The organism is Rathayibacter sp. AY1F6, assembly GCF_002932035.1.
GTDB lineage: Bacteria > Actinomycetota > Actinomycetes > Actinomycetales > Microbacteriaceae > Rathayibacter.
Window position 1 is genome coordinate 43685 of the sequence record NZ_PSVD01000003.1, and the last position, 14212, is coordinate 57896.

Genomic DNA, 14212 nt, shown 5'->3' on the forward strand with positions numbered 1-14212 from the left:
GCTTGTGCTACGCGCTGCGGCGGGAGATGAGCGAGTGCTCGACGACGATCTCGCTCGGGTGCGCCGGAGGGCCGTTCCGGATGCGCTGAGCGAGGAGGTCGACGGCCGTCTTGGCGATCTGGCGGCTGCCGGGATCGATCGTGGTGAGGGCGGGTATCGCGTAGGCGGCGGCGGTGACGTTGTCGAAGCCGACGACCGCGATGTCCTCCGGTACGCGGATGCCGCGAACGTGCAGCGCGTGCAGTGCCCCGAAGGCCAGGGTGTCGTTGAAGCAGAAGACGGCGTCCAGAGGGACGCGGGAGTCGAGCAGCTGCGTCATCGCGACGGCGCCGTCGGCGTGGTGCCACTCGGTGGCGACCGCGACGAGGGCGGGGTCGAACGGGATCGCGTTCGCCTCGAGGGCACCGCGGTATCCGTCCAAGCGGAGTGCTGCGGCGCTGACGGATCCGCCGGCGGGGTTGCTGCCGATCGCGGCAATGCGCCGGTGTTGGCGGTCGATCAGGTACTGCGTGGCGGTGGCCGCGGCGGCTGTGTTCGCCATGGTCACGTGATCGACCGGGCCGTCGAAGATCCTGTCGCCCAGGAGAACGAGTGGGCGGTCCCCGATGAGTACTTTCTCGTCTCCGGGGCCGAGTGCGTGAGGCTGGAAGATCAGTCCGTCCGACAGCTGGCGGCTGGAGCCGGAGAGGACGGCGATCTCGGCGTCTCGGCGCGCTCCGGTCTGCTGGATGATCACGGTCCAGCCGTGCCGCTCGGCCTCCGACATGATGACCGTCGCGAGCTGGCCGAAGTACTCGATCGCGAGATCCGGGATCGCGAGGGTGATGAGCCCGGTCTGGCCGGTGCGCAGTCCGCGCGCGGAGACGTTGAGTTGGTATCCGAGATCGCGGACTGCCTTGAGGACGAGATCGCGGGTCTCGGGTCTGACGTTGGCGTTGCCGCTGAGCACGTTGGAGACCGTGCGAGCGGTGACGCCTGCAGCAGCGCCGACATCGGCCATGGTCACCGGGCGGGTTCGCGATCGCGGCATCGGTATTATTCCTCCCATGAGCGTTCCCCGATCATCCCAGGTCGACGGTCGGCGAGAGGCGCACGGTCACCCAGGCGATGGCGGGGATCCGGAACGAGAGGACGCCGTCGGACAGCGCAACGGCGAGGAGTCGCGGAGTGACGGTGTCGGGGAGCTCCGCCGAGTTCGTCGCGAACGGGTCCTCGTGTCGGAGGATCAGCGCCTCCGTCACGGTGAGGGCGGGGAACGCGGTGAGGTCGACCGTGGTCTCCGTGACGCCGTCGGTCGCGCGGTTGACGATCATCAGGTCGAGGGAGCCGTCGGCGTGTGCCGCTGCGGCGAAGGCGAGGACGGGAGCGGAGTCCTCGCCCCCTCCCGTGCTGTCCGCCTCGACGACGGTCCGGAGCGCGGTCGCGCCGGCGGAACGCCGTGCCTGGGCGAACGGCCAGAAGGTGCTCTGCCGCCAGGCGGGGCCGTCCGGTTCGGTCATGATCGGACCGATGACGTTCACCAGCTGAGCCATGCTCGCTGCACGGACGATGTCGGCTCTGTTGATCATGCTGATGAGCATGTCGCCCACGACGACGGCGTCCGCTGCCGTGTAGCGGTCCTCGAGGAGTCGGGGCGCCTCCTCCCATTCGAGCCCTCCGGCGACGCGCTCGTCGTGGGCGACGAAGTCCCACACGTTCCACTCGTCGAAGGAGATGGCGATCGGACGCTCTGATCGCGTCTGTGCGCGCACCTGTCCGATCGTGTCGGCGATGGCGGTGATGAAGCGGTCCATCGCGACGCCGGAGGCGAGGAACGCGGCCAGGTCGCCGTCGTAGCGGAAGTACTGGTGGCAGGACACGAAGTCGACGTGCTCGATCGTGTGCAGCAGTACCTCCTGCTCCCAGGCTCCGAAGGTGGCCATCCGGTCGTTCGAGCTGCCGCAGACGATCAGTTCGAGGCAGGGGTCGAGTGCGCGCATGGCGGCGGCGGTGCGGGCGGCGAGACGCCCGTACTCGTCGGCGCTCAGGTGGCCGATCTGCCACGGCCCGTCCATCTCGTTGCCGATGCACCAGAGACGGATGCCGTGCGCCTCGTCGGCGCCGTTCGCGCGCCGCTCGTCCGAGAGAGTGGTGCCGCCGGGGTGGTTCGCGTACTCCAGCAGGTGCAGGGCCGAGCGGATTCCGTCGGTCCCGAGGTTCAGCGCCATCATCGGCTCGACGCGTGCCGCCCGGCACCAGCGGACGAACTCGTCGACCCCGAAGCGGTTCGGCTCGACGGTGTGCCAGGCAGGATCGAGCCGGACGGGACGGTCCTCGACCGGACCGATGCCGTCGCGCCAGTCGTACGCCGAGACGAAGTTACCGCCCGGGTAGCGGACGGTCGTGACCCCGAGCTCCTCGACGAGCGCGAGGACGTCGGTGCGGAATCCGTCGGCGTCGGCACTCTCGTGCGAAGGATCGAGCAGGCCGCCGTACACGCCTCGGCCCAGGTGCTCCACGAACGATCCGAAGAGCCGCGGATCGATCGTCCCGACCGTGAAGGCGGGGTGCACGATGCCGTGCGCTCGGTGGACGGGGTGCGAGGTCATGGCCATTCCGTTTCATCGATGAACTGGTGCGCACAGTATGCACGCCTCGACCAGCACACCGCGATCCGAAAGGGATGGTGTCGAATGTTGACGGGGTCGGCCCGGCGGCTCTACTATCGCCGACAGCGGTCCTCGATTTCATCGATGAAATGCCTGCACCAGGTGGCCGAGTCAATGAAGACAGTGAAAGCGAGGCACGTCGTGAGGCGTCACAGCACCCGGATCAGCATCGTCGCAGCGGTCACAGCCGCGACTGCGGCCCTTCTTCTCAGCGGCTGCACGCCGTCGTCCGCGGGAGGCGCCTCGGCCGGGAACGGCGGCGACACCTTGACCGTCTGGCACTACTACTCCGTCGACGGCCAGACCGCCGGACTCGAGGAGCTCGCGTCGGACTTCGAATCGACGCACGAGGGGGTCGCGGTCGAGAACGTCTACGTTCCGTTCGACCAGCTGACGAACAAGCTCGTGCAGGCCGCGGGAACGGGCACCGGCCCCGATGTGGTCGTCTACAACGCCGCCGATACCTTCACCCTCACCGAGGCGAAGGCCATCGAGCCGATGAACGAGTGGTGGGACCAGTACGCCGACGCCGGGCAGTTCCCCGACGCCGTCGTGCAGAAGGTCGGCGACGACGTCATGGGCGTGCAGGGCTTCGTGAACCTGATCGGCCTCTGGTACAACCAGGACATCCTCACCGAGCTGGGTGTCGAGGCTCCCACCACGTTCGAGGAGCTCGAGGCGGATCTCGCCTCGGCCACGGCCGCCGGCAAGGACGGCATCACGCTGACCGGCAAGGCGAACTCCGAGGGCGAGTGGCAGGCGTTCCCGTGGCTCTCGCGTGCCGGGTGGGACTACGCCGCACCCGAGCAGCAGCCTCTGCAGGACGCGTTCGCGATGGTGCAGGACTGGACCGCGAAGGGCTACCTGACCAAGGAGGCGGCGACGTGGGACCAGACGGTCCCTTTCCAGCAGTTCGCCGCGGGGAACACGGCCTTCGCCGTCAACGGCAACTGGCAGATCACCTCGGCCGAGAAGGACGCCGCGTTCGAGTACGGGGTCGTGCCGATCCCCGTCGGTGAGGGCGGCTCGGTCTACCTCGGCGGTGAGGTGCAGAACGTGGGCGCCTTCTCCGAGAACAAGGCGCTCGCGCAGGAGTACCTCGAGCAGGAGTTCTTCTCGAAGCAGGGGCAGCTGACGCTGCTCGACGCCTTCGGCTCGATCCCCGCCCGTGCCGATGCAGCTGCCGACGACAAGGTCGGCAGCGACCCGATCCTTTCCCAGTTCGCGGCGATCCTCCAGGACGACGGCCACACCTCGCCTGACCCGGCGATCCCGTCCGAGAACGTCGCGAAGGTGCTGCAGACCGTCGGTGAGTCCTGGAGCGCGGCGGTCGCCGGCAGCGGGACCCCCGAGCAGCTCTCGAGCGACCTGATGACGACCCTGACGCCGCTGCTCCAGCAGTAGCAGACCCCGACGAGAGAACGGAGCGACCGTGAGCAGCACCTCGACCACGACCCGGAGACGATCCGGCGTCGGCGGCGGCCGACTGGGCTTCGCCGCACCGGGAGGAGTGCTGCTCGCGGCGCTGTCGCTCTACCCCATCTACCTGCTGATGAGGATGAGCGTCAGCGAGGTCAGCTCCGGAACCCTCAACGGGGACTGGCCGTTCGTCGGCGTCCAGAACTTCCTCGCGCTGCTCGAGGGCTCCGACCTCGGCGGCGCCACGCTGCGCACCGGGGCCTTCGTGGTCCTGGTCACGGTCGTCGGGGTCGTCGGAGGACTCGGAGCGGCGATCGCCCTCCGGTCCTCCCGACTGGGCAGTGCCTTCCTCCTCGGGATGATGGTGTTCATCTGGGCCATGCCGCCCGTGGTGAACGGCAGCATCTGGAAGTTCCTCCTCGCCGATCAGGGTCTGGTCAACACGCTCGTGCGGGCGACCGGCCTCTCGGCGGAGGGCGTCCCCTTCCTCTACGACGCGAGGTTCGCGCTGCTTTCGGTCGCGATCGTGAACGCCTGGGCCGTCATCCCCTTCAATGCGCTGGTCTTCCGGTCGGCTCTGCTGGGCATCGACCCCGAGATCCTCGAGGCGGCCTCGGTCGACGGCGCGAGCCGCTGGCAGGAGATCCGGAGCATCCTCATCCCCGCGGCGCGGCCGACCGCCGTCATCCTGGCGATCCTGACCGTCGTCTACGCCTTCCGCAGCTTCGACTTCATCTACGTGATGACCGCCGGCGGCCCCGGAGACGCGACGTCCACGCTGCCCTACCTCAGCTACTCCCAGGCCTTCGTCCAGCACGACTACGGACTTGGTTCCGCGACGGGCATCATCGCCCTCGCTATCGTGGCGGTCCTCGCCGTCGTCTACGTCCGATCGACCAGGAGCGAGTCCTGATGAGCACCCTCACCGCCCCCCTGACCCGCCTGCGAGGCGGCGCTGAGACCCGCGTCGCGCGACCGTCCCGCACCCGGGAGCCGGTCGCCTTCACCGTACGCGTGGTGCTCTACGTCCTGTACGGGCTGCCCCTTGTCTGGATCGTGCTCACCTCCCTCAAGCGCCAGGGCGACGTCGTCGGCGGAGCGATCCTCTCGGCGCCCTCCTTCGACGCCTATGCGGAGGCGCTCGCGAACCCCGCCCTCGCGACGGCGCTCGCCCAGTCGGCGCAGATCGCCCTCGGGACCACTGCACTGGTGCTCGCGCTCGGCGTCCCGTTCGCCTACGCGCTGCGCCGCGTCGACGGCGTCGTCGCCGGTCTCGTCCTCGGGCTGCTGATCTTCCTGCAGATGGTGCCGCAGACGGCGAGCATCATCCCTCTGTTCGCGATCTTCAGCAGGCTCGGTCTTCTGGACACCACCGCCGGTCTCGTCCTCGCCGATACGGCGATGTTGCTGCCGTGGGCCGTGCTGCTGCTGCGACCGTTCTTCGCCGCGGTGCCCGACGCCATCGAAGAGGCCGCCTCCATCGACGGGGCCGGTCGGCTGCGCACCTTCTTCGCCGTCGTCGTCCCGATCGTTCGAAACGGCATGGCGACGGTCGGCTCGCTGATCTTCCTCGTCGCCTGGGGTGAGTTCCTCTTCGCGATCAACCTCTTCCTCTCTCCGGTCAACTACCCGATCAGCGCTCTCATCGCGCAGCAGACGTCGGGGTACGGGATCGACTGGCCCGGGCTGATGGCTCTCGCGGTCATCTCCTCGCTGCCGCTGCTGGCCGTCTACGTGCTGTCGTTCCGGCTGCTGCGTGAGGGCCTCGCCGTCGGCAGCGTCAAGTAGCAGTCGTCCTTCCTCTCGTCCCGCGCCACTCTTGAAAGATCCCGTCATGACCTTCTCCCCAGCCCTGCCCGTTGACCCGGCCGCCGGGACCCTGACACCCCTCGCCATCGACCGGGTCCAGCTGGACCCGGAGGGGTTCTGGGGACGTCGGGTCGCCGTCAACGCGACCGCCACCTTCGAGCACAACCTCGGCTGGCTGGAGCGCGCCGGATGGCTGCGCAATTTCGAGCTCGCCGTCGGGGGCGGACTCGCCGAAGGCCGTCGCGGACGCGAGTTCGCCGACTCCGAGGTCTACAAGACCCTCGAAGGGCTCTGCTGGCACACCGCCGGACGTGAGGACCCGGAGACCGAATCGATCATCCGCGCTCTCACCGCCCGCATCGTCAGTGCGCAGGAGAGCGACGGCTATCTCGGCACCCGCTTCGGCCGGCACGGTCAGGCTGAGCGTTACAGCGACCTCGAGTGGGGCCATGAGCTGTACAACGCCGGACACCTCCTCCAGGCCGCGGTCGCGCGACTGCGCACCCACGGTGAGGACGGGTTCACGCAGGCCGCGCGCCGTCTCGCCGACCACATCTGCTCGGAGTTCGGGGCGGACGGCCGCCAGACGGTCTGCGGACATCCGGAGATCGAGGTCGCGCTCACGGAGTTCGCCCGCGCCACGGGGGAGGAGCGCTACCTCGAGCAAGCCCGCGTGTTCTTGGACCGCCGCGGTCACCAGAGCCTGGAAGACGTCGAGTTCGGTCGCGCCTACTTCCAGGACGACGTCCCGATCCGCGAGGCCAAGGTCCTCCGCGGACACGCGGTGCGCGCCCTCTACCTCACGTCCGCGGTGGTCGACGTCGCCGTGGACACTGATGACGCCGAGCTGCTCGCGATCGTCGAGCGGCAGTGGGAGGCCACAGTCGCACGCCGGACCTACATCACCGGTGGAATGGGCTCGCATCACCAGGACGAGGCGTTCGGCGCCGACTTCGAGCTACCCAACGACCGCGCGTACTGCGAGACCTGCGCCGGCGTGGGCTCGATCATGCTCTCGTGGAGGTTGCTGCTCGCCACCGGCCGCCCGCGCTACGCGGACCTGATCGAACGCACTCTGCACAACATCATCGCCACCGCCGTGTCCGAGGACGGCCGCTCCTTCTTCTACGCGAACACCCTCCACCGGCGCGAGCCGGGCGTCGCGTCCTCCCCGGAGGAGCAGTCCAAGCGCGCGGACTCCAGTCAGCGGGCGGCGTGGTTCGACGTCGCCTGCTGCCCCAACAACCTCGCCCGCACCTTCGCCTCGCTGTCCGGCTACCTCGCCACCACCGATGCGAAGGGTGTGCAGCTGCACCAGTACGCGTCCGCCACGATCTCCGCCGCTCTCCTCCAGGGAGACGTCTCGATGGAGGTCTCCAGCGACCTGCCGGAGCGGGGGCGAGTCGCCGTGACCATCACGCGCACACCCGTCGAGCCGTGGACTCTGACGCTGCGGATCCCGACCTGGGCGACGAACGCGGACGTCGTCGTCGTCTCCGCCGACGGGGATGCTGCCGAGACGCCGACCGGACCGTTCCACGGCACGCTCCACCTCGAACGGCGTTTCCGCGTCGGCGACCGGATCGAACTCGACCTCCCCTTCGAACCCGTCCTCGTGCAGCCCGACGAGAGGATCGATGCCACCCGCGGCACCGTCGCCGTCCAGCACGGACCGGACATCCTCTGCCTCGAGTCCGTCGACCTCCCCGCCGGCGCCCACGTCGACGACATCGCCCTGGACGCCGGAGCGGTCCCGATCGCACGAGAGGGGCGTGTGACGCTCGCCGGCAGCGTCGCCGAACGCGACGAGCACGAATGGCCCTTCTCCAGAATCCCTCGAACCCCGCACCGACGGCCGTTGACCGTGGCGCTCACCCCGTACCGGTCGTGGGGATCCCGAGGTCCCGTGTCGATGCGCATCTGGCTTCCCGTGAACCACTCCTGATTCCCGGGCGAGCTCCCACCGCCGGGCGGATCCTCGCTCCTCTGCGGCGGCCGCCGGTCACCGCATCCGCACTTCGACGAAGAAGGCAGGACATGTCCCTCCTCTCACGCAGAGCCTCTCGGCTGCTCGCGGCGCTCACGATCGGCGTCATCGCCGCAGCAGGATCGGTGGTGGTCGGCCAGACCGCCGACGCCGCCACCAGCTACCCCTACACGCTCGCCTCCGACAAGATCCGCGCGAGCTTCGCCGCGGACGGGTCGATGCAGTCGCTCAAGATCGTCGGCGACCTACACGACACCGAATACCTGATGAACCCGGACAGCGCTCCGGAGCAGGCCCGCGAGACGAACAGCAAGTACCGCCAGTGGTTCGGGAACCTGATGTTCTCCTACGCGAACGGCACGGGAGCAGTGTCGACCACCGGTGTCGGCGCGAACCCCTGGAAGACCGCGTGGACCTCCCAGTCGGCCGACGGCCGCACCGTCTCGGCGACGTCGAGCAGTGTGACGGTCACCCACCAGAACTCCACCAACGCGGAAGGCGTGAAGGGCTTCACCGTCACCGAGACGTACTCTCTCGCCTCCGACGGCTCCCTGGTCTGGAAGCAGGACGTCAAGAACACCGCGGCCACGCAGCTCGTCATCGGCGACTGGGGTGTCCCCGTTCCCGGCAACGAGCTATGGAGGCAGGGCGACTCGATCTACGAGACCCGGGTCCTCACACACTCCTACGTGGGTAAGAACGGCTCCTACGTCACTCTCGAGCGTCCCAGCGGCCAGGGCCCGTTCATCGCCATGACCGCCGACACCGCATCCGGCTCCGGCTTCGAGTACCAGGACCGCTGGCGCACCGAGGAAGTCGGCAACACCTCCTGGGCCTGGAACTCGGCGAACGAGAGCTCGAACATCAAGGGCCTCAACATCTACTACCCGCACTCCACCGCGATCCAGAAGACCAACCGCGGCTACCTCAGCTCCACCAGTGTCGCCATCGCGCCGGGCGCGACGAAGAGCTACACCTATCGCATCGGCAAGGTCGATGACGACGCAGCACTCAAGCAGACGATGTTCGATCGAGGGCTGCTCGACACCACGGTCGTCCCCGGACTCATCGTGCCCATCGACCGGCGCGCAGAGATGGCGTTCCGGATCAAGGGCACCATCACGTCAGTCACCGCGCGCAACCGCAACGACCTCAAGGGGTCAGCGCCCACGAACCCCGTCGTGACGTTCTCCCGGAGCAACGGCGACTACCGGATCTACGGGATGACCTTCGACCGCACGCAGCTGGGCGCCAACGACGTCACCGTCTCGTACACGGACCAGACCGGCGCCGCGCGGCAGTCCGTCCTCCAGTTCTCCGTGATCGACAGTGTCGCGGGACTCCTCGACACGCATGCGAAGTTCATGGTCGAGAAGACCCAGTGGAAGCCGTCCGACGGACTCTCCGCGAGCGACATCCGCAACTACACCTTCGACGACTGGATGATGAACGCCCCCGACGGCAGCCTCGCCACCACGACGAACGCCCCTCAGGGCCGCCGCAACGAGTACGCCGGCTACTACGGGCTCGGCGACGACTGGGGACTCCCGCACGGCCAGTTCCTCGCGGAGAAGCTCGTCGCCCTGCCCGACGCCACCCAGATCAAGGCCCTCGACGACTACCTCCAGAAGGCCGTCTGGGAGAACCTGATGGGGAACACGTCGCCCAGCGCCGCGCCGAAGTACACCGTCTACGACTTCTGGGAGCAGGGGAAGCCCGGCAGCCTGAACACCACGCCCGGCTACCGCGGCTACGCCTACCCGCACGTCTACAACACATTCTTCGGCATGTACAACATCGCCAAGCAGAACCCCTCCGCGATCGCCTACGCCCACCCCGCTCAGTGGTACCTGACGACGGCCTACGGGATCTTCAAGGAGCTCTACGAGGGACCCGTCGCCTACAACTGGGAGACCGGACTCATGGGTGAGCTCTCGACACCCGATCTCATCGCCGCATTGCGCGCCGAGGGACTGGACACGCAGGCCAACGACATCGAAGCGAAGATGGCGATCAAGTACGCCAACTTCTCCTCCAACGCCTACCCCTACGGCTCCGAGTACAGCTACGACAACACGGGGGAGGAGGCGGTCTACACCCTCGCCAAGCTCAATGTGAACGACGACAAGACGAACGCCCTGCGCGTCATGCGCGACATCGTCGCCAAGACGGAGGCCGCCCGCGGACGCATGCCCGTCTGGTACTGGTACTCCGACCCCACCACCATCACGGGCGAGAACTGGTGGCAGTTCCAGTACAGCGCCTCCCTCGCCGGCTACACGATGGACGACTACATCAACCACACCGCAGCACTCGAGACCGGAACCACGGCCATCACCGCCGCGCGCCGCGCCGAGCTGCAGCGCCTGAACTACGCCGGCAAGGTCGCAGGACTCGCGACCATCAACTCCGGCCAGATCAGCAACGCGCCGGCCAACATCGGAGCCGCATCGTGGTCGTACCAGGCCGAGCGCGGCAACCTCGGCACCCTCGGGGTCGGCGGAGGCGCGAACGTCAAGCTGAACAACGGCTGGCGGGGCATGACCGGCGAGAGCGATCTCGGACTGTGGGGCACCCTGCAGACCCTCAGCGCCGACGTCGTCACCGATGACCCGATCTTCGGAGTCGTCGGATACGGAGCGGACGTCTCGCGGGACGCCTACTCCACCACCGTCATCCCGAAGGACGGCCTGCAGCGCCGCCTCAACCTGGTGACCCAGCAGCTGTCGGTCGACCTCGAGAACGACGCCTACTCGCAGGCGATCGTCGGCTCGAACAGCGCCGACCTGCGCCTGGACATGCTCAACCGCACCGGCACCGCACACTCCGGCATCGCGGAGGTCAGCGGCCTCGCGCAGGGCAGCTACGCGGTCATCGTGAACGGCGTGCGCCAGCGCACCGTCAACGTCTACCGGCCCGCCTCTCTCGCGGGAACGCTTCCCGCGCCGGTCCGCGTCCCGTTCGATGCGCCCGCCGGCAGCACGTACATCGTCCACCTGGTCTCGACCGCCCCGGGCGCGAATGCGGCGCCGACCGTCAACGCCGGACCCGACCAGGCCGGGCTGTCCCTCGGACTCGATCCGATCCAGCTCAGCGGATCCGCCTCCGACGACGGACTCGGCTCGCCGAACGGAACCCTGACGACGCAGTGGAGCGTGCAGTCTGCTCCTGCCGGTGCCACCGCGACCTTCGCGTCGCCGACTGCTCGCCGCACGTCTGCGTCGGTGAGTACCGCCGGCAGCTACGTGTTCGCACTCCGGGCAAGCGACGGCGTCCTTGCGACCACCGACACGGTGTCCGTGACCGTTAAAGCCCTGCAGCCGCTCCCGGCCGACTGGGTGACCTACACCTTCGACTCATCGTCGAACGGCACCGTCCCCGACGCCTCCGGCAACGGCAACGCGCTCGCGCTCAAGGGGACGGCGGCAACCGCCACCGACGGCACGGCGAGCGTGCTGCGGCTGAACGGAAGCGACGGGGCCTTCGCCCAGCTGCCGTCGGACATCCTGTCACGCTCGAAGGACCTGACCATCTCGATGAGGGTGAAGGTCGATTCGATCTCCACCTTCAGCCGGCTGTTCGACTTCGGCAGCAGCACCCAGAAGTACGTGTTCCTCACGCCGAAGTCGACTGACGGGAAGCTAGGGCTCGCCCTCACGACCTCCGGTAATGGAGCGGAGACACGGATCTCGACGAACTTCACGATGCCCGCTGGGCAGTGGACCGACATCAAGGTGACCTTCAAGGCGAATACGAACGGCACGACGACGGGAACGATCTTCGCCAACGGAGTGCAGGTCGGGCAGAACACCGCCATGCCGCTCGCTCCGAAGGACCTAGGCCGCACCAGCGGCAACTTCCTCGGCAAGTCACAGTTCCCCGACCCGTACCTCGCCGGCAGCTTCGACAGCTTCGAGATCGACGGAGTCGTGCGCTAACGACACCCGAAAGACCAGCGCTGAACCGCTCGTCGCCCCCTCCTCACGCGGCGACGAGCGGTTCAGCACCTCTTCCCGCGCACAACTTCTGCGCATCAGCCCTCGCCCGCTGGCGCCACCGAGGGGCGAGCTGGTTGAGGTTGCTCGAGACGTACCCGATCGTGCTGCGGATGTTCATCAGATCCGCGGCAACTGACTTGAACTCCGCGTCCGTGATGACCGCGTCCTCGGCCGTCGCGGACTCGAACGGGGAAGTGCGACGCCCGCAGCGGGTCGAGCAGGCTGTCGCCGGCGACTACTCGCCGTCCTTCGCCCTCGCGCTGATGCAGAAGGACGCGGGGCTGATCCAGGCCTACGCGGACAGCGTCGGCGCACCCGTCCCCGGCGTCGCGACGGCCCGCCACTACATCGACGAGGCGATGGCCGCCGGCTTCGGCGGGGAGAACGCCTCGGCGCTGATCAAGGCGATCGCCGCGGAGGCCGACGTCGACCTGACCCGGCGCTGACCCTCCGCCCCGGGGTGCCCCTGCCCGGCCGTGACGGCCGCCGCAGGGGCTCCCCCGGCACCCTCCCCGTCCCGGCCGCGCCGCGTGCTTCACTGGAGGGATGACCACGCGTGACGACCACATCGCCGACTTCGCCGAGTTCCTGACCGCCTCCCCCTCCTCGTACCACGCGGCCGCCGAGGCGGCACGGCGCCTCGAGGGAGCCGGATTCACGGGGCTGGACGAGACGCAGGCGTGGCCCGCGGGGCCCGGCCGGTACTACGTCGTCCGCGACGGCGCGATCATCGCCTGGCACCTGCCCGAGGGCTCCGGGGCGACCACGCCCTTCCGCATCCTGGGCGCCCACACCGACTCCCCCGGCTTCATGCTCAAGCCCCGGCCGACGATCGGTTCGAAGGGCTGGCTGCAGGCCGGCGTCGAGATCTACGGCGGCCCGCTGCTCAACTCCTGGCTCGACCGCGAGCTCGAGCTGGCCGGGCGCGTGGTCACCCGCGACGGCTCGACGCGCCTGCTCCGGACCGGCCCGCTGCTGCGGATCCCGCAGCTCGCGATCCACCTCGACCGCACGGCGAACGAGGGACTCACCCTCGACCGCCAGAAGCACACCGTCCCCGTGTTCGGCATCGGCGACGCCTCCGAGGTCGACCTGCTCCAGCTGCTCGCCGCGCACGCCGGGCTCGACGACGCCTCCGACATCGCCGGCTACGACCTGCTCACCGCCGACACGCAGGCGCCGCGCCGCTTCGGCCTCGACGAGATGCTCCTCGCCGCCGGGCGGATGGACGATCTCAGCTCCGTGCACGCCGGCCTCGTCGCGCTCCTCGCGGCGAGCGCCGATCCCGCGGCGCCGCCCGCGCACATCAGCGTGCTCGCCGCCTTCGACCACGAGGAGCTCGGCTCGGCGAGCCGGTCCGGAGCGAGCGGGCCGTTCCTCGAGGACGTCCTCTCGCGCATCGGCACGGCCCTCGGCGCCGGCGTCGACGAGCGCGCCCGGGCGATCGCCGCCTCCTGGTGCCTCTCGGCCGACGCGGGCCACTCCGTGCACCCCAACTACTCCGAGAAGCACGATCCCGCGAACCAGCCGGTGGCCGGGAAGGGGCCGCTGCTCAAGATCAACGCGACGCAGCGCTACGCGACGGATGCGCGCGGCGCGGCGCTGTGGGCGGGCGTCTGCGAGCGCGCCGGGGTCGGGTACCAGGAGTTCGTCTCGAACAACTCGGTGCCGTGCGGATCGACGATCGGCCCGCTGACCGCGACCCGGCTCGGCATCTCCACGGTCGACGTGGGAGTGCCGCTGCTCTCGATGCACTCGGCGCGCGAGCTAGCCCACGTGGACGACCTGGTCGCCCTGACCGCGGCGATCGAGGCGTTCTTCACTCCCTGAGCCGGGTCCGGCGCGATCGGGGCACCGCGGCCTGGCGCACCCGCCGGACGGACCCCCGGCTCCGCTCAGTCGCCGGGCGGCCGCCGGCGCTGCTGCTTCGTCTCGGAGCGCTGCTGCTTCGCGGCGAGCCGGCGGCGGGTGGAGCCGCGCGTGGGCCGGGTCGGGCGCCGCGGGGCGGAGGGCGGCGCGAGGGCCGCGGTGATGATCCCGCGGAGCAGCTCGAGGGCCGTCTCGCGGTTGCGCAGCTGCGAGCGCTGCTGCGCCACCGTGACGGTGACCGCTCCGGAGACGAGCCGCCGCCCGAGGCGCTCGAGCAGACGCGAGCGCTGCTCGTCCGAGAGGGCCGTCGACTCTTCGACGTTCCAGGTGAGCTGAACGCGGCTGTCGGAGGTGTTCACGTGCTGCCCGCCGGGCCCGGAGGAGCGCGAGAACCGCCACTGCAGCTCCGATGCGGGGACGACGAGCCCCGGCCGCACCTCGAGATCCATGCGGCAAGCCTGGCACGCGCCCGCCTCCGAGCG

At 69.1% G+C, this 14212-nt stretch carries 10 protein-coding genes; 7 read left to right on the forward strand and 3 right to left on the reverse strand.

Annotated features, from left to right (window positions below; translation table 11 throughout):
* Positions 1–7 precede the first annotated feature (7 nt).
* Both C5C44_RS03945 and C5C44_RS03950 read right to left on the reverse strand, forming a co-directional pair.
* Complete coding sequence (locus C5C44_RS03945) at positions 8–1030, reverse strand: LacI family DNA-binding transcriptional regulator (protein WP_104335355.1); 1023 nt, start codon at positions 1028–1030, stop codon at positions 8–10.
* Between the two features lie 31 nt (positions 1031–1061).
* Positions 1062–2588 (reverse strand): alpha-N-arabinofuranosidase, encoded by a 1527-nt coding sequence (locus C5C44_RS03950; RefSeq protein WP_104247258.1) that lies wholly within the window; start codon positions 2586–2588, stop codon positions 1062–1064.
* Between the two features lie 201 nt (positions 2589–2789).
* Between C5C44_RS03950 and C5C44_RS03955 the strand changes: the two genes are divergently transcribed.
* The 7 genes from C5C44_RS03955 to C5C44_RS03985 all read left to right on the forward strand — a co-directional run bounded on the left by C5C44_RS03955 (position 2790) and on the right by C5C44_RS03985 (position 13691).
* Complete coding sequence (locus C5C44_RS03955; RefSeq protein ID WP_181027149.1) at positions 2790–4052, forward strand: extracellular solute-binding protein; 1263 nt, start codon at positions 2790–2792, stop codon at positions 4050–4052.
* Positions 4053–4080: 28 nt separating this feature from the next.
* Positions 4081–4980: a carbohydrate ABC transporter permease gene (locus C5C44_RS03960; protein WP_104269559.1), complete on the forward strand. Its 900-nt coding sequence runs from the start codon at positions 4081–4083 to the stop codon at positions 4978–4980.
* Positions 4980–5855, forward strand: coding sequence for a carbohydrate ABC transporter permease (locus C5C44_RS03965; protein ID WP_104335356.1), 876 nt, complete (start codon positions 4980–4982; stop codon positions 5853–5855). The genes C5C44_RS03960 and C5C44_RS03965 overlap by 1 nt, the downstream gene beginning before the upstream one ends.
* A 46-nt stretch (positions 5856–5901) precedes the next feature.
* Complete coding sequence (locus C5C44_RS03970; RefSeq protein ID WP_104225865.1) at positions 5902–7821, forward strand: glycoside hydrolase family 127 protein; 1920 nt, start codon at positions 5902–5904, stop codon at positions 7819–7821.
* A 92-nt stretch (positions 7822–7913) separates the two neighbouring features.
* Entirely contained in the window at positions 7914–11801 is a 3888-nt protein-coding gene (locus C5C44_RS03975; RefSeq protein ID WP_104335357.1) for a DUF5695 domain-containing protein, read from the forward strand.
* A 170-nt stretch (positions 11802–11971) separates the two neighbouring features.
* On the forward strand, positions 11972–12307 hold the full coding sequence (locus C5C44_RS03980; protein ID WP_104250481.1) for an NAD-binding protein: 336 nt from the start codon (positions 11972–11974) through the stop codon (positions 12305–12307).
* Positions 12308–12407: 100 nt separating this feature from the next.
* Complete coding sequence (locus tag C5C44_RS03985) at positions 12408–13691, forward strand: M18 family aminopeptidase (protein WP_104260523.1); 1284 nt, start codon at positions 12408–12410, stop codon at positions 13689–13691.
* A 65-nt stretch (positions 13692–13756) separates the two neighbouring features.
* On the opposite strand, the gene arfB is transcribed toward C5C44_RS03985, so the two are convergent.
* Complete coding sequence (gene arfB, locus C5C44_RS03990) at positions 13757–14179, reverse strand: alternative ribosome rescue aminoacyl-tRNA hydrolase ArfB (RefSeq protein WP_104335358.1); 423 nt, start codon at positions 14177–14179, stop codon at positions 13757–13759.
* Positions 14180–14212: the final 33 nt, after the last annotated feature.

What these genes read in the sequence shown, in the direction of transcription:
- C5C44_RS03975 (WP_104335357.1), top strand. Translation starts at nt 7,914, where the DNA reads ATGTCCCTCCTCTCACGCAGAGCCTCTCGGCTGCTCGCGGCGCTCACG.
- C5C44_RS03965 (WP_104335356.1), top strand. Translation starts at nt 4,980, where the DNA reads ATGAGCACCCTCACCGCCCCCCTGACCCGCCTGCGAGGCGGCGCTGAG.
- C5C44_RS03970 (WP_104225865.1), top strand. Translation starts at nt 5,902, where the DNA reads ATGACCTTCTCCCCAGCCCTGCCCGTTGACCCGGCCGCCGGGACCCTG.
- C5C44_RS03950 (WP_104247258.1), bottom strand. Translation starts at nt 2,588, where the DNA reads ATGACCTCGCACCCCGTCCACCGAGCGCACGGCATCGTGCACCCCGCC.
- arfB (WP_104335358.1), bottom strand. Translation starts at nt 14,179, where the DNA reads ATGGATCTCGAGGTGCGGCCGGGGCTCGTCGTCCCCGCATCGGAGCTG.
- C5C44_RS03985 (WP_104260523.1), top strand. Translation starts at nt 12,408, where the DNA reads ATGACCACGCGTGACGACCACATCGCCGACTTCGCCGAGTTCCTGACC.
- C5C44_RS03980 (WP_104250481.1), top strand. Translation starts at nt 11,972, where the DNA reads ATGTTCATCAGATCCGCGGCAACTGACTTGAACTCCGCGTCCGTGATG.
- C5C44_RS03945 (WP_104335355.1), bottom strand. Translation starts at nt 1,030, where the DNA reads ATGCCGCGATCGCGAACCCGCCCGGTGACCATGGCCGATGTCGGCGCT.